Consider the following 19801-nt stretch of genomic DNA (forward strand, 5'->3'; position numbering starts at 1 on the left):
GGGGATCACGCTGCGGACGCCCGCCGCGCTGGAGGCGATCGCCGCGGCGGCCCGCGAGGTGCCCGAGGCGGTCGTGGGGGCCGGGACCGGGGTGCGGGCGGAGCAGGTGGGGGCGGCGGCGCGGGCCGGGGCGCGGTTCCTGGTGAGCCCGGGGTGGACGGCGGGCCTGCTGGACGCGATGACCGCGTCCGGGCTGCCGTTCCTGCCCGGCGTGTCGACCGCCTCCGAGGTGGTCGCCCTGGCCGAACGCGGCGTGACCGAGCTGAAGTTCTTCCCCGCGGAGGCGGCCGGCGGCACGGCGTACCTCGGGGCGCTGGCCGCCCCGCTGCCTGACGTCCGGTTCTGCCCGACCGGCGGCATCGACGCGGAGCGCGCGCCGGCGTATCTGGCGCTGCCCAACGTCGCCTGCGTGGGCGGCAGTTGGATGGTCCCGCAGGAGGCCCTGCGGGACCGCGACTGGGACCGGGTGGAGCGGCTCGCCCACGAGGCGGCCGCGCTGCGTGCGTCAGCGCAGGTGTGACGTGTCGTTGAGCAGCCGCAGCGACGCGTTCCCGTCCCCGTAGTACGCCACCGCCGACAGCGCCGCCGGCGACAGCTCCATCCGGAACAGCGACTCCGGCGGGGCGCCCAGGGCGAGGCGGACCAGGGTCTTGATCGGGGTGACGTGGGTGACCAGCAGGACCGTGCGGCCGGGGTGACGGGCGAGGAGCTTGTCCCGGGCGAGGGAGACCCGGCGGGCGACCGCGGCGAAGCTCTCCCCGCCGGGCGGGGCGGCCTTGGCCGAGCCGAGCCAGGCGTCGAGTTCGTCCGGGTAGCGCTCCTTCACCTCGGCGAAGGTGAGCCTCTCCCAGGCGCCGAAGTCGGTCTCGCGCAGCCCCTCGTCGACGCGTACGTCGAGGCCGAGCCGGTCCGCGACGGCCTGGGCGGTCTGCCGGCAGCGCGCCAGAGGCGAGGTGACGACGGCCTGGACGGTGCCGCGGGCGGCGAGGGTGTCGGCGGCGCGCCGGGCCTGCCAGAGGCCCTTCTCCGAGAGCTCCGGGTCGTCACCGCCACTGCCGGAGAAGCGCTTGTCCGCGGTGAGCGGGGTCTCGCCGTGCCGCAGCAGGACGAAGGTGGTGGGCGTGCCGAGGTCGGCCGCCGCCGCCCAGCCGACGGGCGGGGCCTTGGGGGCCTCGTCCACGGCCTCGTCCACCGGTTCGGGCTCGGTGGCGGCGGTGACCAGCGCCGCGGAGGAGCGGCCGGGCTCCCACTGCTCGCCGCGCTTGCCGGCGTCCATCGCCTCGTTGGCGAGCCGGTCGGCGTGCTTGTTCTTCTCGCGCGGGATCCACTCGTAGCTGACCTGCTCCGCCGGCAGGACGGTCTTCGCCTCTGCGGCCAGCGGCCGCATGTCCGGGTGCTTGATCTTCCAGCGGCCGGACATCTGCTCGACGACCAGCTTGGAGTCCATCCGCACCCGTACCCGGGCCTGCGGGTCGATCGCGCGCGCTGCGCGCAGCCCGGCGATCAGGCCCCGGTACTCGGCGACGTTGTTGGTGTGCCGGCCGATGAACTCGGCGGCCTCGGCGAGCACTTCACCCGTGGCGCCGTCGCAGACGACGGCGCCGTACCCGGCCGGTCCCGGGTTGCCCCGGGACCCGCCGTCGGCCTCCACCACCAACGTACGGGCCATTACAGGCCCGACTCGGGGGTGCGGACGAGGATGCGGCGGCAGTTCTCGCAGCGCACGACCTCGTCGGCGGCGGCCGCCCGCACCTCGTTGAGCTCGGTGATGTTCAGCTCCAGCCGGCAGCCCTCGCAGCGCTTCTGGTAGAGCCGGGCGGCGCCGACGCCGCCGGACTGGCCGCGCAGCTTGTCGTAGAGCTTCAGCAGGTCGGCGGGGACCGAACCGGCGATGATCTCGCGCTCCTTGGTGACCGTGGAGCCCTCGGCGTCGATCTCCTGCAGCACCACGCTGCGGCGCTCCGTGGACTCGCCGGCCTTGGCCTGCACGGACTCCAGGCGCCCGGTCAGCTCCTGGACCCGCTCCTGCAGGCCCTCGCGGCGCTCCATGACCTCCAGGACGACGTCCTCGAGGTCGCTCTGCCGCTTGGCGAGCGAGGCGATCTCGCGCTGCAGGTTCTCCAGGTCCTTGGGGGAGGAGACCGCGCCGGAGTCCAGCCGCTCCTGGTCGCGGACGGCGCGCTTGCGCACCTGGTCCACGTCCTGCTCGGCCTTGGTCTGCTCGCGGGCGGTGTCACTCTCCTCGGTCTGGGCGGCGACCAGCAGGTCGCGCAGCTGGGTCACGTCGGAGTTCAGGCGCTCGATCTCCGCGTGCTCGGGAAGGTTGATGCGCTTGTGGTCCAGCTGCGCGAGACGCGCGTCGAGGGCCTGGACCTCAAGCAGTCGGATCTGGTCTGCGGGCGCGGCTTTCAGCGGGGGGCTCCTGAGGTCGTGGGTTCGTCAAGGGGAAGTGCCGGGGCGTGGGCCGTCCACGGGTCGGTGACGGCGCGCGAAACGTACGTGCGCAGTGCCCAGCCGTGCCGTTCGCAGACCTCGTCGAGCCGGCGCGCGGCCTGCTCGCACCAGGGCCATTCGGTGGCCCAGTGGGCGGCGTCGACGAGCGCGGGCGGACCCGCCTGCTGCGCCTCGGACGCCGGGTGGTGGCGCAGGTCGGCGGTGAGGTAGACGTCCACCCCGGCCCTGCGTACGTCGTCGAAGAGGCTGTCGCCGGAGCCGCCGCACACCGCCACGGTGCGGACCTGCCGCTCCGGGTCGCCCGCGACGCGCAGTCCGGTCGCGGTGGCCGGCAGGCCGGCCGCCGCACGGCGGGCGAACTCCGCCAGCGTCATCGGCTCGGGCAGCTCGCCGATCCGGCCGAGGCCGCGGCGGCCGGCCGGGTCGGCGGGGTCGGGCACGAGGGGGCCGGTGACCCGCAGGCCGACGGCCTCGGCGAGGGCGTCGGAGACCCCGGGGTCGGCCCGGTCGGCGTTGGTGTGCGCCACGTGCAGCGCGACGTCGTTCTTGATCAGGGTGTGCACGACGCGGCCCTTGAAGCCGGTCGCCGCGACCGTCGTCGTCCCGCGCAGGTAGAGCGGGTGGTGCGTGACCAGCAGGTCGGCGCCGGTGGCGATCGCCTCCTCGACGACCTCCCGGACAGGGTCGACGGCGAACAGGACCCGGCCGACCTCCGCGTCCGGGTCCCCGCAGACGAGACCGACGGCATCCCACTGCTCGGCCCATGCCGGAGGCCAGAGGGCTTCGAGGGCGGCGATGACGTCGGACAGTTTCGGCACGGGTCGAGGTTACCGCGCCGGTGGCGGGCGGCCGGAATCCCGGGCTGGTCATGAGCACACCGAGCATCCGAAGTCCGACGGAACGGGACGAGAGCCACCCTTATGTGTGAAGACCACCAACTCGTGTCGGACGCCCGGGCGTGCGAAAACTAGCGTCGTGGCCCGGAGGTGAGCCACACCATGACAGCCTGCGCCACCGAGACCACCACCGTGCGACGGGCCGGGTTCACGATCGCCGCGGACGGCTCCTACGCCGCCTGCCTGGCCCAGGCACCCGACGGGGGTGACGGCTGGTACCCCGAGCGCTGGACGCTCGGCGGGCCCGAGCCGTACACCGTGCCCCTGCCCGGCAACCAGCCCGAGGAACAGTGCTCCGAGGTCCTGCCGTTGCCCGACGGCCGCGTGCTCATCCGCCGCCGGGTCGCCGACCGGTACGACCTCGCCCTGCTCTACCCGACCGGTCCCGGGACCGGCGAACTGCTCGTCGGCTCGCTGCCGGGCGGGGGCGCGGAGGCGCGGCTGCTGCCCCCGGTCGCCTCCGGCGAGGCGTACGCGCTCACCTACGACCCGGTGCGCGAGGTGTCGGCGGTGTGGCTCGTGCACGACGACCGGGACCTGCGGCCGCGCCGGCTGGCGGAGGTCCCGGGCCGCTGCGGGGGCGGCGCGTGGCTGGACCGCGCGGGCCGGCTGCTCGCGCTGGACCGCGAGGCGGAGGGGACGGTCAAGACGGTCGCCGTCGACCTGGAGCGGGCCGGGGCGGTCAGCCCGCTGCTGCAGATCACCGAGGGGAGCAACGACCGGTTGCTGCTCGCGGAGCCGGACAGCGGGCTGCTGATAGTGCGCACCGACGCCACCGGCGAGGACCGCATCGGCTGGGGCGTCCTGGGCAGCCGGCGGCCCCTGCGGTTCGCCGAGTGCCTGCGTGTCCCGGACGCGGTGCTCACCCCGTTCGCGGCGCAGCCCGGCCAGGTGCTGATGCCCGAGGCGTGCGCGGTGGCACTGCGCGCGGACGGCCCGCACGGCACGTCGCTGGCGGTCTGGCGGCCCGGGGAACGCCGTACCACCTGGCTGTCGGCCCCGGAGGGCTGGCTGCCCGGGGCCGGCCTGTGGTCGGACCGCGGGGTGCTGCGCCTGCCGTACGCCTGCACGCACTGCCCGTGCGGCACGGTGGAGTACCAGGCGCCGCCCGCGGTGCCCGTGCCGCCCCCGCCGGGGGGCGCGGCGGAGGGCGCTCCCGCGGACGTCCCGGAGGCGGCCAGGACCAGCCCTGTGCTCCCGTTGCAGAAGGCGCCGCTGGCCACAGGATCTTGAATCGGTAAACTCCTGCGGCGTTCCGCGCACCTTGCACGCTAGTCACGGGGAGTTTCCTCATGTCCGATGCCCGACACGACACCGCCGCCGAGGCCCGCCTCGAGGACGGTTCCGCCGAGGGCCGGCACGCCGGCCGCCACCGCGGTACGGCTTCCGCCCAAGACGACAACGCCCAGGTGGTCCAGGCGCCGCACGGCCGCCACCGCCGCCCCTCCGGGCCCCCCGCCATGGAGGTCTGACGGGCCCGGAGCCCGGAAGGCCCGGTTCAGCCCCCGTGGCGCAGGGCCAGGACGTCGGTGGCGGCGAAGGTGTCACCGGGGTCACGGCCCGCCCAGTACGGGGTGAGCAGGTCGTCCAGCTCGTCGTGGGTGAACGCCTCCTTGGCGGTGTCGAACCTCGCCGCGACGCGGGGGCGGTCCATCACCGCCACCATCCCGCCGTGCACGACGAACAGCTGACCGGTGATCCGGTCGGCCGCCGGTGACGCCAAGTAGCCGACGAGCGGGGCGACATGCTCCACCCCCAGCGGGTCCGGCCCGTCCCCGGGCCGCCCGAGGCCCGCGAAGACGTCCTCGGTCATCCGCGTGCGCGCCCGGGGGCAGATGGCGTTGACGCGTACGCCGTACCTGCCGAGGGCGGCGGCCGTCGACGAGGTGAGGCCGACGATGCCGCCCTTGGCTGCCGCGTAGTTGGGCTGGCCGGCCGAGCCGGCGAGGAACGCCTCGGACGAGGTGTTGACGACCCGGCCGTAGACCGGGGCGTCCGTCGTCTTGGCGCGCTCGCGCCAGTGGGCGGCGGCGAACCGGGTGGTGGCGAAGTGCCCCTTGAGGTGGACCCGGACGACGGAGTCCCACTCGTCCTCGGTCATCGAGAAGACCATCCGGTCCCGCAGGATCCCCGCGTTGTTGACCAGGATGTCGAGGGCCCCGTACGTGCCGACCGCCAGCCCGACCAGTTCCTGAGCCTGCCCAAAGTCGGCGACGTCCCCGTGGTGCGCCACCGCGTGGCCGCCGGCGGCGGCGATCTCGGCGACGACCTCGTCCGCGGGGGTCGCCGACGCCGCGCCGGAGCCGTCGCGGCCGGGCTGCCCGTAGTCGTTGACGACCACGTTGGCGCCCAGCCGCGCCAGTTCCAGCGCCTCCGCACGGCCCAGGCCGCGTCCGGCCCCCGTCACGATCGCCGTCCTGCCGTCCAGCACGCCCATGCCTTCTCCAGCCCTGGTGTCAGACCGCGATGCAGGTGCGCAGCGCCTCACCGCTGCGCATCTGGTCGACGGCCTCGTTGATCTGGTCGAGCCGTACGCGGTGGGTGATGAGCCCCTCCAGGTCCACGCGTCCGGCGCGCCAGAGGCGGATGACGCGGTCGTAGGACCGCAGGACGTCGCCGCCGCCGTAGAGGGAGGGCAGGATGCGCTTCTCGTCGAAGAAGAGCTCGAACATGTTGATCTGCAGGAGGTCGTCCATCGCCCCGGCGCCGACGACGCAGAGCGTCCCGCCGCGACGGGTGGTCTCGTAGGCCGTGCGGGCCGTGGCGCTGCGGCCGACGACCTCGAAGACGTAGTCGAAGCCCTCGCCGCCGGTGATCCGGGCCTTGACGTCGGCCAGTTCCTCCGGGGCGACCGCGTCGGTGGCGCCGAAGCGCAGGGCCGCGTCGCGGCGGGACTCCACGGGGTCGACGGCGATGATCTCCGAGGCGCCGGAGGCGCGGGCGCCCTGGATGACGCTGATGCCGACGCCGCCGCAGCCGATGACGGCGACGGACGAGCCGGGGGTGACCCGCGCGGTGTTCAGCGCGGCGCCGATGCCGGTCGTGACGCCGCAGCCGATGAGGGCGGCGATCTCGTACGGCAGGTCGTCGGGGATGGGCACGGCGCAGGAGGCGGAGACCACGACCTCCTCGGAGAAGGTGCCGGTGCCGGCGAAGCCGAAGACGTCCCCGGCGGGGCGGCGGAAGTTGGGCGTACCGGCGTTCATGAAGCCGGCCAGGCACAGGTGGGACTGGCCGCGCCGACAGGCCGGGCAGGCGCCGCAAGCCGGGAGCCAGCAGACCAGGACCCGGTCGCCGGCCGTGAGGCCCTCGACGCCCTCGCCGGTCTCGACGATCTCCCCGGCGCCCTCGTGGCCGGGGACGAAGGGCGCGGGCTGCGGCAGGACGCCGCTCATGGCGGACAGGTCGGAGTGGCACAGCCCGGTCGCCCGCAGCCGGATGCGCACCTTGCCCGGGCCGAAGCCCACCGTCTCGATGTCGTCGACGACCTCGAGCTTGTCCTGGCCGATCTCCTGCAGGAGCGCTGCGCGCATGGGTGTTCCCCTCTCCCCTCCGGGGCCTACGAGTACTCGACGACGGTGTCGGCGAGGACCGGCGCGTCGTCCCGTTCGACGGCGGTCGCCGACGCCAGGACGCGGCCCTGTTCTGACCACATCCGGATGCGCAGGGTCTCGCCGGGGAAGAAGACCCCGGCGAAGCGGGTGGAGCAGGACCGTACGCGGCCCGCGTCGTCGCCGAGCAGGGTGTCGACGACGGCCTTGAGCGTGATGCCGTAGGAGCACAGGCCGTGCAGGATGGGCCGGTCGAAACCGGCGTGCTTGGCGAACTCGGGGTCGGCGTGCAGCGGGTTCCAGTCGCCGGAGAGCCGGTAGAGCAGCGCCTGGTCCTCGCGGGTGGCACGCAGGACGGTGCGGTCGGGGGCCCGACCGGGCGGCGCGGTGCGGGCGGAGGGGCCGCGGTCGCCGCCGAAGCCGCCCTCACCGCGGACGAAGATCTGCGCGTCGGAGGTCCACAGCGGTCCCTGCTCGTCGGCGACCTCGCGGCGCAGCACGATGACGGCGGCCTTGCCCTTGTCGTAGACGTCGGCGACGCGCGAGGTCTGCAGCGCCCGGCCGCGGACGGGGACCGGGCGGTACACCTCGATGCGCTGCGCGCCGTGCAGGACGGCGGCGAGGTCGATCTCGATGCCGGGCAGGGACAGCCCGCCCCGCGCCTCCCCGGCGGCGACCGAGCCGCCGGCGACGGTGGCGAAGCTGGGCAGGACCTGCAGGCCGGGGCCTTCGAGGGCGTAGCCCAGGGTGTTCGCGCCGAGGCCCAGGTGGTAGAGGATGACGTCCCTGTGGTCCCAGACGAGTTCGGCGCTGCGGGGTTCGGCCGAGGTGGCGGCGGCGACGTCGATCGGCATGTCCGGCGGCTCCTTCGCTGCGCGGTGGGCCCTGGCGCGGCCGTCCGCACCGTCGGCCCCGCCAGGGCGTGCACTAGAACGCGTTCTAGCCAGCCCATGTATAACGCATCGCCCGGCCACTGGGAATAGCTGATACATCGTCAGAACAGCCGCCGGTAGTGACATTTGTCCTGCCCGGGTCCGTACATTCCCCACTGACCCCGCGGGGGGCGGCGGCCCTAGTGTCAGTGACATGACGACGACAGTGAGTTTCACCAGGGCCGTCAAGACGTTCGGCGCGGTACGCGCGGTGGACGGCGTCGACCTGGAGATCCGGCGGGGGGAGTCCGTCGCCCTGCTCGGCCGCAACGGCGCGGGCAAGTCCACCACGATCAGCCTGCTGCTCGGGCTCAACGAACCCGACAGCGGCGAGGTCAGGCTCTTCGGCACCACCCCGCACACGGCGGTCCGCGCGGGCCGGATCGGCGCGATGCTGCAGGACGGCCGGCCGATCCCCCGGGTGACCGTACGGGAGCTGCTCACCTTCGTGGCGCGCACCTACCCCCGCCCCATGCCCGTGGCCGAAGCCCTGGAGCTGGCCGGCCTCACCGAGGTCGCCGGCCGCCGCGCCGACCGGCTCTCCGGCGGCCAGGCGCAGCGGGTCCGCTTCGCCGTGGCCCTGGCCGGCAACCCCGAGCTCATCGTGCTGGACGAGCCCACCGCCGCCCTCGACGTCGAGGCCCGGCGCGCCTTCTGGGACTCGATGCGGGCGTACGCGGCCCGCGGCAACACCGTGCTGTTCTCCACCCACTATCTGGAGGAGGCGGACGAGAACGCCGACCGCATCGTGGTCATCGACCGCGGCCGTGTCGTCGCCGACGACAGCGGCGAGCGCATCAAGCGGGCCGTCGGCGGCAACCTCGTCTCCTTCGACCTGGCCGGGACCCCCACCGAGGGCCTGCGGCAACTGCCCGGGGTGGTGACCGTGGAGGTCCGCGGCGACCGCGCCCTGCTGCGCTCCGCCGACTCCGACGCCACCGTCGTCGCCCTCGCCGACCGCGGCATGGTCCGCGGCCTGACGGTGACCGCCGCCAGCCTGGAGGACGCGTTCCTCTCCCTGACCTCGCAGTCCTCCGCCGAGGACGCCACCCCCGCCACCGCCACGGACACCGCCGCCCTCACCGAGGAGAAGGTCTGATGCTGCTCGCCTACGTCTCGCTGGAGATCCGCCGCACCCTGCGCGACGCCGGATTCGTGATCTTCGGCGTCGGCATGCCCGTCATGATGTACCTGCTCTTCACCAACCTCGGGGTCAGCGGCTCGGAGGAGGACAAGTCCATCGCGCTGGCCTCCATGATCGGCATGGCCGCGTACGGCGCGCTGGGCTCGGCGGTGTCCACCGGGTCCAGCGTCGCGGAGGACAAGGGCCTCGGCTGGCTGCGCCAGCTGCGGATCACCCCCATGTCGCCGCTGCTGGTCGTCACCGGCCGCTGCATCAGCGGCTCGGTCACCGTGCTGCCCGCCATCCTGGCCGTCCTGCTGGCCGGCGGGCTCGTCAACGGCGTCGAACTGGAGCCCTGGCAGTGGGCGGCGGTCGGCGGGCTGCTCTGGGTCGGCACCGCCCCCTTCACCCTGCTCGGCCTCGGCAACGGCTACCGGCTGTCCGGGCAGACCACCGGCGTGGTGAACATGGCCTGCAACCTGGGCCTGTCCGTCGTCGGCGGGCTGTGGATCCCCTCGTCCGTCTTCCCCGGCTGGCTGCGGGCGGTCTCCGAGTGGACCCCGTCCCACCGCTTCGGGCAGCTCGGCTGGAGCATCGCCGACGGCGCGGTCCCGCGGGTGGGTACCGTCGCCGTGCTCGCCGCCTGGACGGCCCTGTTCGGCGCGTACGCCGTGTACGCCTACCGCCGCTCGGCACGCACCCCGTGAAACCCACCGGAACCGTGGAGCAGGAGGAGACGACGGCCATGGCGACCACGACGGAATCCCGGCCCCCGCTGCCGGCACGCATCTGGCGCGGGTGGCGGCACCTGCGGGTGACCCGGTCCGCCTCCGAGGAGATCGAGGACCTCAAGCCCCCGACCCGCTTCACCTTCCTGCCCTGGCTGCTGATGGGCGTGGGCGCCCTGTCCCACCTCCTGCAGGGCAAGGCCGCCAACCCCTGGCTCGGCGGCCTCGGCCTGCTGGCCTTCAACTCCCTCTACATCGGGGTCGTCTTCACCGCCCTCAACCCGCGCGCCGCGGCCGGGAAGGCGCCCCGGCTGTACCTGCTCGCGCTGGCCGCCGTCACCTACGCCCTCGCCATCGGCTACGGCGGCAGCTGGCTGGTGTTCTTCCCGCTGCTGTCGCTGGCCGTGGGGATCGTGGTGCGCGGCCGGCGGATGGGTCCCGTCCTCGTCGCCCTCGCGCTGTCCGCCGGGATCGTCTCCGGGCTGCGCAGCGGCGACATCTGGGACGGCGTGTCCATCGGGTACGGCAGCCTCATCTCCGGCCTGGTGACCGCGGCCATGCTCACCCTCTTCGACGCGGTGACCCAGCTGCGCGCCACCCGCCAGGAGCTGGCCCGCAACGCCGTCGCCGAGGAGCGGCTGCGCTTCTCCCGCGACCTGCACGACCTGCTGGGGCACACCCTCTCCGTGGTCGTCGTCAAGGCCGAGGCCGCCCGCCGGCTCGCCGCGCGCGACCTCGACGCCGCCCTCGCCCAGGTCGCCGACATCGAGGCGGTGGGGCGCCAGGCACTCACCGAGATCCGCGAGGCCGTCACCGGCTACCGCGAGGGCAGCCTCTCCACCGAGCTGGACCGCGCCCGCTCGGCCCTGGCGGCGGCCGGGATCGAGGCCGTCGTCAAGGAGTCCGGCCCGCCGCTGCCCTCGCAGACCGAGGCCCTCCTCGGCTGGGTGGTACGGGAGGGGGTGACCAACGTCGTACGGCACAGCGGGGCCACCACCTGCGTCATCGAGCTCGCCGGCGCCGACGGGCAGGTACGCCTGCGGATCACCGACGACGGCCGCGGCGTAGGCTCGGCCCCCGGGTCGGGCTCCGGCCTGAAGGGGCTCACCGAGCGGCTGGCCGCGGCCGGCGGTTCCCTCGGCACCGGCCCCGCGCCCCGCGGCGGGTTCCGGGTCGTCGCCGAACTGCCGGTGGAGGAGGAACAGGCCGTATGAGCAGCCCCATCAAGGTCCTGCTGGCCGAGGACCAGGGCATGATGCGCGGGGCGCTCTCCCTGCTGCTGAACCTGGAGGACGACATCGAGGTCGTCGCGCAGGTCGCCGCGGGGGACGAGATCGTCACCACGGCGCTGGAGGCCCGGCCCGACGTCGCCCTGCTCGACATCGAGCTCCCCGGGCGCAGCGGGCTCGACGCGGCCGCGGAACTGCGCGAGCGGCTCCCGCAGTGCAAGGTGCTCATCCTCACGACGTTCGGCCGTCCCGGGTACCTGCGCCGCGCCATGGAGGCCGGGGCGTCCGGCTTCCTGGTCAAGGACGGCCCCGTCGAGGACCTCGCCGCCGCGATCCGGCGCGTCCTCGCCGGGCACCGCGTCATCGACCCCGCCCTGGCCGCGGCCGCCCTCAGCACGGGCCCCAGTCCGCTGACGCCGCGCGAGCAGGACGTGCTCAACGCGGCGGCGGACGGGGCGACGGTGGCGGACATCGCGGCGCGGGTGCATCTGTCGGAGTCGACGGTGCGGAATTATTTGTCGTCCGCCATCGGGAAGACGGGCACCCGGAACCGTGCGGAGGCGGTGCGCACGGCCCGCCACAACGGGTGGCTCTGACCGTCTGCCCGGGGTGCGTTCTGTGGGGCCCGGTTGTCGTGTGCGGGCTGCTTGCGCCTGCGGCGGGGAAACCCCCGACCGCAACCACAACCGCGCCGCACACAACAACCGGCCGCGGGGGTCACCCCCCGCATCGGGGACCGCAGGCGTGGGGGACGATGGGGGCATGAGCACGCCACCCCCCGCAGACGTCCCCGCGGACGCACTGGCCGCCTTCGAGGCCGCGAAGGGCTTCATGCCCACCCACGAGGGCCTCGCCCTCCACGCGGCCGCCGCCGACGCCGCCACCCGCCTCCCGGGCCTGCCCCTGCTGGAGGTCGGCACGTACTGCGGCCGCTCCACGATCCTGCTGGCCGCCGCCGCCCGCGAGGCCAAGACCGTCGCCGTCACCGTCGACCACCACCGCGGCAGCGAGGAGCAGCAGCCCGGCTGGGAGTACCACGACACGGCGCTCGTCGACCCCGAGGTCGGCCTGATGGACACCCTGCCCACCTTCCGGCGCACCCTGCACGCCGCCGGGCTGGAGGAGCACGTGGTCGCGGTCGTGGGCCGCTCCCCGCAGGTCGCGGCGGTGTGGGGGAAGCCGCTCGCCCTGGTCTTCATCGACGGCGGGCACACCGACGAGCACGCCGGCAACGACTACGAGGGGTGGGCGCCGCACCTCGCGCAGGACGGCCTGCTGGTGATCCACGACGTGTTCGCGGACCCGGCCGACGGCGGCCAGGCGCCTTGGCGGATCTACCGGCGCGCGCTGGAGTCGGGCTCGTTCGAGGAGCTCTCGGTGACCGGTTCCCTGCACGTACTCCGGCGTACGGGCCCCGGAGTCTGAGCCTGCGGATAGCATCGCTGACGTGTTCAAGACCAAGACACGCATCGCCGTGGCCGTGACCGCGCTGGTGCCGACCTGTGCGGCGGCCTGGCTCGTGTGGACCGCGTCGGGCGATCCGGCAGCCGGTAAGAACGCCGACCTCTCGCTGAACGCGCAGCCGCTGCCGCCCTCGGCCGCGGCGTCGCAGCAGCCGTCGGCGCCGAAGGCCCTGTCCGTCGCCAAGCCGCTCGCCGGGAAGGTCGTCGTCCTCGACCCGGGGCACAACACGAGCAACAGCCGGCACACCCGCGAGATCAACCGCCTGGTGAACATCGGCACCGGCCGCAAGGCGTGCGACACCACGGGCACCGCGACCAACTCGGGGTACTCCGAGGCCTCGTACACGCTGGACGTGTCCCGGCGCGTGAGGGCACTGCTCGCGGCGCGCGGCGCCACGGTGAAGCTGACGCAGGACGGGAACCGCGCGTACGGCCCGTGCATCGACGAGCGCGCCCGGATCGGCAACAAGGCGAAGGCCGACGCCGTCGTGTCGGTGCACGGCGACGGTTCGGCGGCCGGCAACCGCGGCTTCCACGTCATCCTCCCGGCCTCGGTGCACCGCGGCATCGCCGACACCCGCAAGATCGTCGCGCCCTCCAAGCGGCTGGGCACCGCCGTGAAGAACCACTTCGCGACGGCGTCCGGCACCAAGCCGTCCAACTACGTGGGCCGCGGTACGGGCCTGGTCGTCCGCAGCGATCTGGGCGGGCTCAACCTCAGCACCGTGCCCAAGGTGCTGATCGAGTGCGGCAACATGCGCGACCCGAAGGACGCGAAGCTGATGAAGAGCGCGGCCTGGCGGCAGAAGGCGGCCCAGGGCATCGCGGACGGCATCACGGCGTATTTGCAGGGCAGGCAGTGATCGACCGGTGTCCATCAGGTCCCGATCCTGTCACCGGGACCCTGCCGGGCTCAGCCGCGGACGCGTGTCCTCATACGATGGGGAACAGCTCTGCGACAGCGATGACGAGACGACTGACAAGGACCCCCAGTGAATAACCGCTCCCTCACCCGAGGAGACGGCGCGGTGATCGGCGCGGCGCTGCTGCTGCTGATCGCCTCGTTCCTGAACTTCTACGCCGCGAAGAACTGCGACGCGGACGGGTGCGCCGTCAGCGCCTGGAAGAGCGAGCTGTTCCCGCTGCTGCCCTCGGTGCACCTGCTGGGCCTGGTCGCCGCCGGCCTGTTCGTGGCCTCGCGTTTCCAGCCCGAGGGGCGCAAGGTGCTCGGCATCGGCCTGGCCCAGTGGGGCGCGGTGCTGTCGGTGGCCGCCGCCTGGGACGCCCTGTGGTCGCTCTTCAACGGCAACGAGGCCTTCGAGCTGGGCGCCGGCGCCTACCTCTCCTTCGTCGCCGCCGCCGCTCTCGCCGCCGCCATGCTGCTCACCCTGCAGGGCCTGCCCGCGCTGAAGGCGCCGCTGCTGCCCGCTCCCAAGCCGCAGCAGCCCCAGCAGGCGCAGCCGTACGGCGGCCAGCAGGGCCAGCCGTACCCGGGCGTGCAGCAGGGCGGTTACGGGTACCCGGGGCAGACCGGTGGGCACGGCGCGCCGGCCGACCCGTCGTTCGGCGGCGGGCAGTACGGCTACCCGCAGGCACAGCAGCAGCCCCAGCAGCAGCCGCAGGCCCAGCCCTCGGCGGAGTTCACGGCCTTCTGGTTCGCGGTGCCCGTGGCGCGGCCGCTGTACGCGGAGGACGGTTCGGGCCGGCAGATCGCCGAACTGACCCCCGGCACCTGGTACCTGGCGGTGGACCAGAGCGGCACCACCCTGGTCGCGCAGACCCAGGACGGCCGGCGCGGCGTCCTGCAGGACGCCGGCGGCATCCAGCGCGGCTGATCCCCCGCTCCTCGCGCACCAGCCGTGCCCCGGGCCGTCCGGTCCGGGGCACGGCTGTTTCCCTTCCGGGGCGGGGGAGGTTGCCGTACCGTACGGCTGACGTACCGTCAGATACGGCAGGAGGCCCGCGCATGCGGCTCGGTCTGGCCCTCGGCTACTGGGGGCGCGGCCCCTCCCCCGACCACCTGGCCCTGGCGCAGGAGGCCGAGCGGCTCGGCTACGACTCGGTGTGGACGGCCGAGGCCTGGGGCTCGGACGTGTTCACCCCGCTCACCTGGATCGCCGCGCACACCAGCCGGATCCGGCTCGGCACGGGCATCGCCCAGATGGCGGCCCGCTCCCCCACCGCCACCGCGATGCACGCGCTGACCCTGGACCACCTCTCCGGCGGCAGGGTCGTGCTGGGCCTCGGCCTGTCGGGGCCGCAGGTGGTGGAGGGCTGGTACGGCAGGCCGTTCCCGCGCAGTCCGCTGACCGCGACCCGGGAGTACGTGGACGTCGTGCGGCAGGTGCTGCGCCGCGAGGGCCCGGTGGCGCTGGACGGGCGCTTCCATCCGCTGCCGTACGCGGGGCCGGACGCGACGGGCCTCGGCAGGCCGCTCAAGCCGATCACGCATCCGCTCCGGGCCGGCCTGCCGATCCTGCTGGGCGCCGAGGGACCGAAGAACATCGCCCAGACCACCCGCATCGCCGACGGCTGGCTGCCGCTGTACTGGTCGCCGTTCCGTACGGACGTGTACGAGGCGTCGCTGGCGGACGCGCCGAAGGAGTTCGTGATCGCCCCGATGGTGCGCGCCCACCTGTGCGACGACCCGGCGGAGGGGCTGCTGCCGGTGAAGGCGATGCTCGGCTTCTACATCGGCGGGATGGGCGCCGCCTCCCGCAACTTCCACGCCGACCTGATGGCCAGGATGGGGTACGAGGAGGAGGCCCGGCGCATCCAGGAGCTGTTCCTGGCCGGGCGGCGCGAGGAGGCGGTGGCGGCGGTGCCGGACGCCTTCGCGGACGAGATCTCGCTCGTCGGCCCGCGCGGGAGGATCGCCGAGCGGCTGGAGGCGTGGCGGTCGGGCCCGGTGACCGACCTGCTGGTCACCGCGCCCGACCCGGCCACCCTGCGGGTGCTGGCCGAGCTCATCCGCCGCTGAGCTGGGACAGCGAGGGCACCTTGTCGGTGACCTTGGCGCCGGCGCCCTCGCCGGCCGACTTGACGCCGCTGATGGTGTCCTGGAAGGTGCCCACGATGTCGTCCGTGCCCTGGCCGCTGCGCAGCTTGGCCGGCAGGTCCTTGAGCGAGTCGATGCCCGCCGTCAGCGGGGCCACCAGCTTGGACAGGGTCGGGTCGCCCTTGGCGTTCTCCGAGGCGGCCTTGAGCCGGTTGTAGGCGAAGGCCCCGGCGAGGCCGGCCTTCACCAGGGTGAGCTTGCGGCCGTCGGCGTCCTTCTTGAACTTGCCCTCGCGGTAGGGCTTGACGATCCACTGGTAGGTCGCTCCGGCGGCCAGTCCGGCGTTGGCGACGAAGCGGGTCTTGGCGAGCTTCTGCTTCTGCACGGAGGAGGTGGGGCTCGCGGTGCCGCCGCTCGCGCTCCCGTCGGAGTCGCCTCCGCAGGCGGGGACCACGAGGAGGACGCCGGAGAGCAGGAGGGCGGTCAGGGCGCGGCGCAAGGGCATGACGGTTACTCCCGGGGGATGCGGTGCGTGATCGCATCCTCGCCCGGGCCCCGGGGACCGGCCACCGCACAGGGCCGTACGGGGCGTCAGGCGCGCGCCGGCCCGCCACGTTTCAGTCCGCCGATCGGGGCAAGACGGCAGGTATGTCCAGACGTTATCGCGGCAATCTGGCGGCCACCATCATCATGGTGGCCGCGGACGTGGCGGCATTCATCCTGATCCTTTGGATCGTGCTGTGGGTCCTCGACGCCAACCGGGCGAACGACCTCGTGGAGTGGATCCACGACATGGCGTCCTGGCTCGGTGGCTGGGCCCACGACATCTTCTCCACCCAATCCGCATGGGCGCGCACCCTGCTGAACTACGGTCTGCCGGCGGCGGTCTACCTGATCGTCGGGCACGCCGTGGCGGGTCGCGTCAACCGGGCCTGACGCCCCCTCACCGGCCGGCGCAGCACCCCGCCGCCTCGGGCACCAGCCCGAGCGGCAGCCGTTCGCCCCCGAAGACCGCCGTCGTCGCCTCGTCCCCTCCCAGGGCGGCGACGGCGAGCAGCAGCGCCCCGGCCGTCCACGTGGTGCGTTCCTGTGGCCACACGGCAGGTCCGGTGCCGGCCTGCGCGTCGCCCTCGAAGACGTAGCCGGTCCAGTACATGCCGTCCTCGGCGCGCAGGTGCCGGATCGCGGCCAGGATCTCCACCGCGCGGTCGGACTCGCCCATCGCCCACAGGGCGAGGGCGAGTTCGGCGCTCTCCCCGCCGGTCACCCAGGGGTTGGGCACCACGCAGCGGACGCCGAGGCCGGGCACGACGAACTCGTCCCAGCGTGCCACGACGCGCTCGCGCGCGGCCTCGCCGCGCAGCACCCCGCCCAGGACCGGGTAGTACCAGTCCATCGAGTAGTGGTCCTTGTCCAGGAACCGCTCGGGGTGGTGGGCGATGGCGTGCCCGAGGGCACCGGCGGCCAGCTCCCAGTCGGGCTGCGGGTCCTCGCGGTGCTCGGCGACGGCCAGCGCGCAGCGCAGCGCCTGGTACATCGACGAGCAGCCGGTCAGCAGCGCCTCCTGCGGGAACGTCCCGTCCTCCTCGCGCTTCCAGGCGATCTGCCCACCGGGCAGCTGGAGTTCCAGGACGTACTCGACGGCCGCGTACAGCACCGGCCACATGCTCTCCACGAAGGCGTCGTCGCCGGTGGACAGGTAGTGGTGCCACACGCCGACGGCGACGTAGGCGCAGAAGTTGCTCTCCCGGCCCAGGTCGGTGGGTTCGCCCTCGGCGCCGTCGGCGTAGCCGTAGGCGGCGTACCAGGAGCCGTCCGGGTTCTGCCGTCGGGCGAGCCAGGTGTAAGCGGCCTCGGCGTGCTCGTGCTCGCCTGCGGCGTCCAGCGCCATGGCGGCCTCGACGTGGTCCCAGGGGTCGAGGTGGCCGCCCTCGAACCACGGTATGGCGCCGTCCGGCCGCTGGACGGCCAGGATCCCGGCGACGGTCTGCGCGGCCTGCTCGGAGGTCAGGACGCCGGGCAGGACGAGGTGTTCGGTCCGCCTCACGCGTCGACGCCCGCCTTCGGGTTGTGCGGCTTGGTGGCGTAGGCGACGAAGCTCTTGCCGATCAGCGGGTTGAGCGTGTTCTCGGCGAGCCGGGTGGCCAGCGGCTTCTTCATGATGTCCCAGACCAGCAGCTTGTGGTACAGCTTCACCGGCAGGGCCTTGTCGTTGTCCACGCCGACGGCGCACTTGATCCACCAGTACGGGGAGTGCAGGGCGTGCGCGTGGTGGGTGCCGTACGGGCGCAGGCCCGCCTCACGGATCTTGCCCAGCAGCTCGTCGGCCCGGTAGATGCGGATGTGGCCGCCCTCGACCTCGTGGTAGGCGTCGGACAGCGCCCAGCAGATCTTCTCCGGCCCGTAGCGCGGCACGGTGATCGCGATCAGCCCGCCCGGCTTGAGGACCCGCACCATCTCGGCGAGCACCCCCTTGTCGTCCGGGATGTGCTCCATGACCTCGGAGATGATGACGCGGTCGAAGCTGTCGTCGGGGAACGGCAGGCTGAGCGCGTCGCCCTCCATGGCCGTGGCGGTCGCGCCGGCCGGGGCCTCCCCGGCCTCCTTCATGGCGGCGAACCACTTGGCGACCTCGCGGATCTCGTCGCCGTTCCGGTCCAGGGCGACCACGTTCGCACCGCGCCGGTAGCACTCGAAGGCGTGGCGGCCCGCGCCGCAGCCCAGGTCGAGCACACGGTCACCCGGAGCGAGCGGGAAGCGGGAGAAGTCGACGGTCAGCACGTGGAGTCTGCTTTCGTCCGGGACGGTGACTGGACAGTGGGCCGCGGCCCCCCGGCGGTCTCGATCGCCGCGCGGTAGTGCTCGGCGGTGCCGATCGCGGCCCGCTCCCAGGTGAAGCGGGCCAGTACGCGTTCCCGGCCGGCCCGGCCGAGACGGCGGCGCAGCCCGGAGTCGCGCAGCAGCCGGCCCAGCGCCGCGGCCAGCGCGCCCGGGTCCCCCGGCGGCACGGCGAGGCAGGTCTCCCCGTCGGGCCCGGCCACCTCGGGGATGGCACCGCCGGTGGTCGCGACCAGCGGCGTCCCGGTGGCCATGGCCTCGGCGGCCGGCAGCGAGAAGCCCTCGTACAGCGACGGCACGCACGCCACCTGGGCGCTGCGCACCAGGTCGACCAGCTCCGCGTCGCTGATGCCCTTGACGAAGTCGACGGCGCCGCCCAGCCCGTACCGCTCGATGGCGGCGGCCACCGGGCCGTCGTCGGCCCGCTTGCCGACGACAACGAGGTGCGCGTCGGGGTGCTCGGTGCGCAGCTTGGCGAGGGCCTCCACCAGGTGGACCAGGCCCTTGAGGGGCACGTCGGCGCTGGACGTGGTGACGATCCGGCCCGGCACCTCGGGCACGGACGGGTCGGGCGAGAACAGCCCGGTGTCGGCGCCGATGTGCACGACGTGCACACGGTCCTCGCGCACCCCGAGGTGGTCGACGATCTCCTGGCGGGAGCTGCCGGAGACGGTCAGCACGGACGGCAGCCGGCGCGAGACCCGCTTCTGCATCCGGGTGAAGCCGTACCAGCGGCGGACCGACGCCCGGCGCTTCCACCCCTGCGCGACGTCGAGTTCGAGCTGCCGGTCGACGGTGATGGGGTGGTGGATGGTCGTCACCAGCGGCGCGCCGAGGGAACGGGCGCCGCCGAGGAGGCCGTAGCCGAGCGTCTGGTTGTCGTGGATGACGTCGAAGGCCCCGCGCCGGGCGGCCAGGTGACGGCGGGCCCGCAGGCTGAACGTCAGCGGCTCGGGGAAGCCGCCGGTCCACATCGTGCCGACCTCCAGCGCGTCCACCCAGTCGCGGTACTCGCCGCGCTTCGGGGTGCGGAACGGGTCCGGCTGGCGGTAGAGGTCCATGCTCGGCAGCTCGGTGAGGCGTACCCCGTCACCGACCGCGTCGAGCACGGGGTAGGGCTGGGCGCCGATCACCTCGACGCTGTGCCCGAGCCGGGCGAGTTCCCTGGACAGATGGCGTACGTAGACGCCCTGGCCCCCGCAGAACGGGTTCCCCTTGTAGGTGAGCAGCGCGATCCGGAGCGGCCTGGCCTCTGCGGTCACTCACGGCCCCCTTCTCACTGCACTTCAGCGGGAGCGTAGCCGCCCGTGCCTTGCTAGAACAAGTTTCAGATTCGGTTACTCAGGAGTTGGCCCGAGAGCACGAAGATACCTGTAGCCGTGCGGGGTGCCCTGGCCGGTCCGGGTGATTCCCGCCACGCCGTGCATGCGGCCGCGCCCGGTTGTTGTGTGCGGCTCCGTCACGCCTGCGGCGGGCGGTTTCCCCGCCGCCCGCCCTCCCCCAGCCTTCGGCCGGGGGGACCCCCATGGGGCACCCCGCCACACCCCCTCCCGCTGCGTGGGCGCATGACGGACACCCGGATCACGGCC

22 protein-coding genes are annotated in these 19801 nt (G+C 73.7%); 12 read left to right on the forward strand and 10 right to left on the reverse strand.

The window, feature by feature from the left end; translation table 11 throughout:
* Nucleotides 1-520 (forward strand): bifunctional 4-hydroxy-2-oxoglutarate aldolase/2-dehydro-3-deoxy-phosphogluconate aldolase (gene eda / locus PV350_RS32125; RefSeq protein ID WP_500337268.1); only part of this gene is annotated, 520 nt, incomplete at its 5' end.
* On the opposite strand, the gene PV350_RS32130 is transcribed toward eda, so the two are convergent.
* Genes PV350_RS32130 through PV350_RS32140 form a run of 3 tightly spaced genes read right to left on the reverse strand, consistent with a single transcriptional unit; the run spans nt 506 to nt 3272 of the window.
* Nucleotides 506-1669, reverse strand: coding sequence for a bifunctional RNase H/acid phosphatase (locus tag PV350_RS32130; protein WP_500337269.1), 1164 nt, complete (start codon nt 1667-1669; stop codon nt 506-508). The two genes, eda and PV350_RS32130, sit on opposite strands and share 15 nt — an antisense overlap.
* Nucleotides 1669-2412 (reverse strand): zinc ribbon domain-containing protein, encoded by a 744-nt coding sequence (locus PV350_RS32135; RefSeq protein WP_499516815.1) that lies wholly within the window; start codon nt 2410-2412, stop codon nt 1669-1671. The genes PV350_RS32130 and PV350_RS32135 overlap by 1 nt, the downstream gene beginning before the upstream one ends.
* A complete protein-coding gene (locus PV350_RS32140; RefSeq protein WP_499511589.1) occupies nt 2409-3272 on the reverse strand; it encodes a Nif3-like dinuclear metal center hexameric protein in 864 nt (287 codons plus the stop codon). Before PV350_RS32140 ends, PV350_RS32135 begins: the two co-directional genes overlap by 4 nt.
* 180 nt (nt 3273-3452) lie before the next feature.
* Here PV350_RS32140 and PV350_RS32145 point away from each other — a divergent pair, with 180 nt between their 5' ends.
* Nucleotides 3453-4583, forward strand: coding sequence for a hypothetical protein (locus tag PV350_RS32145; protein WP_500337270.1), 1131 nt, complete (start codon nt 3453-3455; stop codon nt 4581-4583).
* A gap of 59 nt (nt 4584-4642) precedes the next feature.
* A complete protein-coding gene (locus tag PV350_RS32150; protein ID WP_499511591.1) occupies nt 4643-4822 on the forward strand; it encodes a hypothetical protein in 180 nt (59 codons plus the stop codon).
* Nucleotides 4823-4848: 26 nt separating this feature from the next.
* Here the strand turns inward: PV350_RS32150 and PV350_RS32155 are convergent, their stop codons facing one another.
* The 3 genes from PV350_RS32155 to PV350_RS32165 are packed head-to-tail and all read right to left on the reverse strand — an operon-like array spanning nt 4849 to nt 7755.
* Nucleotides 4849-5787, reverse strand: a complete 939-nt coding sequence (locus tag PV350_RS32155) for a 3-oxoacyl-ACP reductase (RefSeq protein WP_499511592.1) — start codon at nt 5785-5787, stop codon at nt 4849-4851.
* Nucleotides 5788-5806: 19 nt separating this feature from the next.
* Complete coding sequence (locus PV350_RS32160; RefSeq protein WP_500337271.1) at nt 5807-6883, reverse strand: Zn-dependent alcohol dehydrogenase; 1077 nt, start codon at nt 6881-6883, stop codon at nt 5807-5809.
* Nucleotides 6884-6909: 26 nt separating this feature from the next.
* Nucleotides 6910-7755, reverse strand: coding sequence for a MaoC/PaaZ C-terminal domain-containing protein (locus PV350_RS32165; protein WP_499511594.1), 846 nt, complete (start codon nt 7753-7755; stop codon nt 6910-6912).
* A 244-nt stretch (nt 7756-7999) separates the two neighbouring features.
* Here PV350_RS32165 and PV350_RS32170 point away from each other — a divergent pair, with 244 nt between their 5' ends.
* The 8 genes from PV350_RS32170 to PV350_RS32205 all read left to right on the forward strand — a co-directional run bounded on the left by PV350_RS32170 (nt 8000) and on the right by PV350_RS32205 (nt 15356).
* Nucleotides 8000-8932, forward strand: coding sequence for an ABC transporter ATP-binding protein (locus PV350_RS32170; RefSeq protein WP_499516816.1), 933 nt, complete (start codon nt 8000-8002; stop codon nt 8930-8932).
* The gene (locus PV350_RS32175; RefSeq protein WP_499511595.1) at nt 8932-9663 is read left to right on the forward strand and encodes an ABC transporter permease; all 732 of its coding nucleotides are present in this window, start codon (nt 8932-8934) and stop codon (nt 9661-9663) included. The genes PV350_RS32170 and PV350_RS32175 overlap by 1 nt, the downstream gene beginning before the upstream one ends.
* Nucleotides 9664-9701: 38 nt before the next feature.
* On the forward strand, nt 9702-10898 hold the full coding sequence (locus tag PV350_RS32180) for a sensor histidine kinase (RefSeq protein ID WP_499511596.1): 1197 nt from the start codon (nt 9702-9704) through the stop codon (nt 10896-10898).
* Complete coding sequence (locus tag PV350_RS32185; RefSeq protein ID WP_499511597.1) at nt 10895-11509, forward strand: response regulator; 615 nt, start codon at nt 10895-10897, stop codon at nt 11507-11509. Before PV350_RS32180 ends, PV350_RS32185 begins: the two co-directional genes overlap by 4 nt.
* A gap of 166 nt (nt 11510-11675) precedes the next feature.
* The gene (locus PV350_RS32190) at nt 11676-12338 is read left to right on the forward strand and encodes a class I SAM-dependent methyltransferase (protein WP_499511598.1); all 663 of its coding nucleotides are present in this window, start codon (nt 11676-11678) and stop codon (nt 12336-12338) included.
* 22 nt (nt 12339-12360) lie between these two features.
* Nucleotides 12361-13239 carry an N-acetylmuramoyl-L-alanine amidase gene (locus PV350_RS32195; protein ID WP_500337272.1) on the forward strand — a complete coding sequence of 293 codons (879 nt, stop codon included), beginning with the start codon at nt 12361-12363 and terminating at the stop codon, nt 13237-13239.
* Nucleotides 13240-13368: 129 nt separating this feature from the next.
* A complete protein-coding gene (locus tag PV350_RS32200) occupies nt 13369-14211 on the forward strand; it encodes a DUF5336 domain-containing protein (protein ID WP_499511600.1) in 843 nt (280 codons plus the stop codon).
* Nucleotides 14212-14342: 131 nt separating this feature from the next.
* Nucleotides 14343-15356, forward strand: a complete 1014-nt coding sequence (locus PV350_RS32205) for an LLM class F420-dependent oxidoreductase (RefSeq protein WP_499511601.1) — start codon at nt 14343-14345, stop codon at nt 15354-15356.
* Here the strand turns inward: PV350_RS32205 and PV350_RS32210 are convergent.
* Nucleotides 15343-15879 (reverse strand): hypothetical protein, encoded by a 537-nt coding sequence (locus PV350_RS32210; RefSeq protein ID WP_499511602.1) that lies wholly within the window; start codon nt 15877-15879, stop codon nt 15343-15345. The two genes, PV350_RS32205 and PV350_RS32210, sit on opposite strands and share 14 nt — an antisense overlap.
* Nucleotides 15880-16022: 143 nt before the next feature.
* Between PV350_RS32210 and PV350_RS32215 the strand changes: the two genes are divergently transcribed.
* Complete coding sequence (locus tag PV350_RS32215; RefSeq protein WP_499511603.1) at nt 16023-16310, forward strand: hypothetical protein; 288 nt, start codon at nt 16023-16025, stop codon at nt 16308-16310.
* 7 nt (nt 16311-16317) lie between these two features.
* Here PV350_RS32215 and PV350_RS32220 read toward each other — a convergent pair whose 3' ends face one another.
* From PV350_RS32220 to PV350_RS32230, 3 genes are read right to left on the reverse strand one after another with little or no spacing between them, the layout of a single operon-like run.
* Entirely contained in the window at nt 16318-17421 is a 1104-nt protein-coding gene (locus PV350_RS32220; protein WP_500337273.1) for a prenyltransferase/squalene oxidase repeat-containing protein, read from the reverse strand.
* Nucleotides 17418-18155 carry a class I SAM-dependent methyltransferase gene (locus PV350_RS32225; protein ID WP_499511605.1) on the reverse strand — a complete coding sequence of 246 codons (738 nt, stop codon included), beginning with the start codon at nt 18153-18155 and terminating at the stop codon, nt 17418-17420. The genes PV350_RS32220 and PV350_RS32225 overlap by 4 nt, the downstream gene beginning before the upstream one ends.
* Nucleotides 18149-19474, reverse strand: coding sequence for a glycosyltransferase family 4 protein (locus tag PV350_RS32230; RefSeq protein ID WP_500337274.1), 1326 nt, complete (start codon nt 19472-19474; stop codon nt 18149-18151). The genes PV350_RS32225 and PV350_RS32230 overlap by 7 nt, the downstream gene beginning before the upstream one ends.
* Nucleotides 19475-19801 lie beyond the last annotated feature (327 nt).

The organism is Streptomyces sp. PA03-6a (assembly GCF_033792765.1).
Lineage (GTDB): Bacteria > Actinomycetota > Actinomycetes > Streptomycetales > Streptomycetaceae > Actinacidiphila.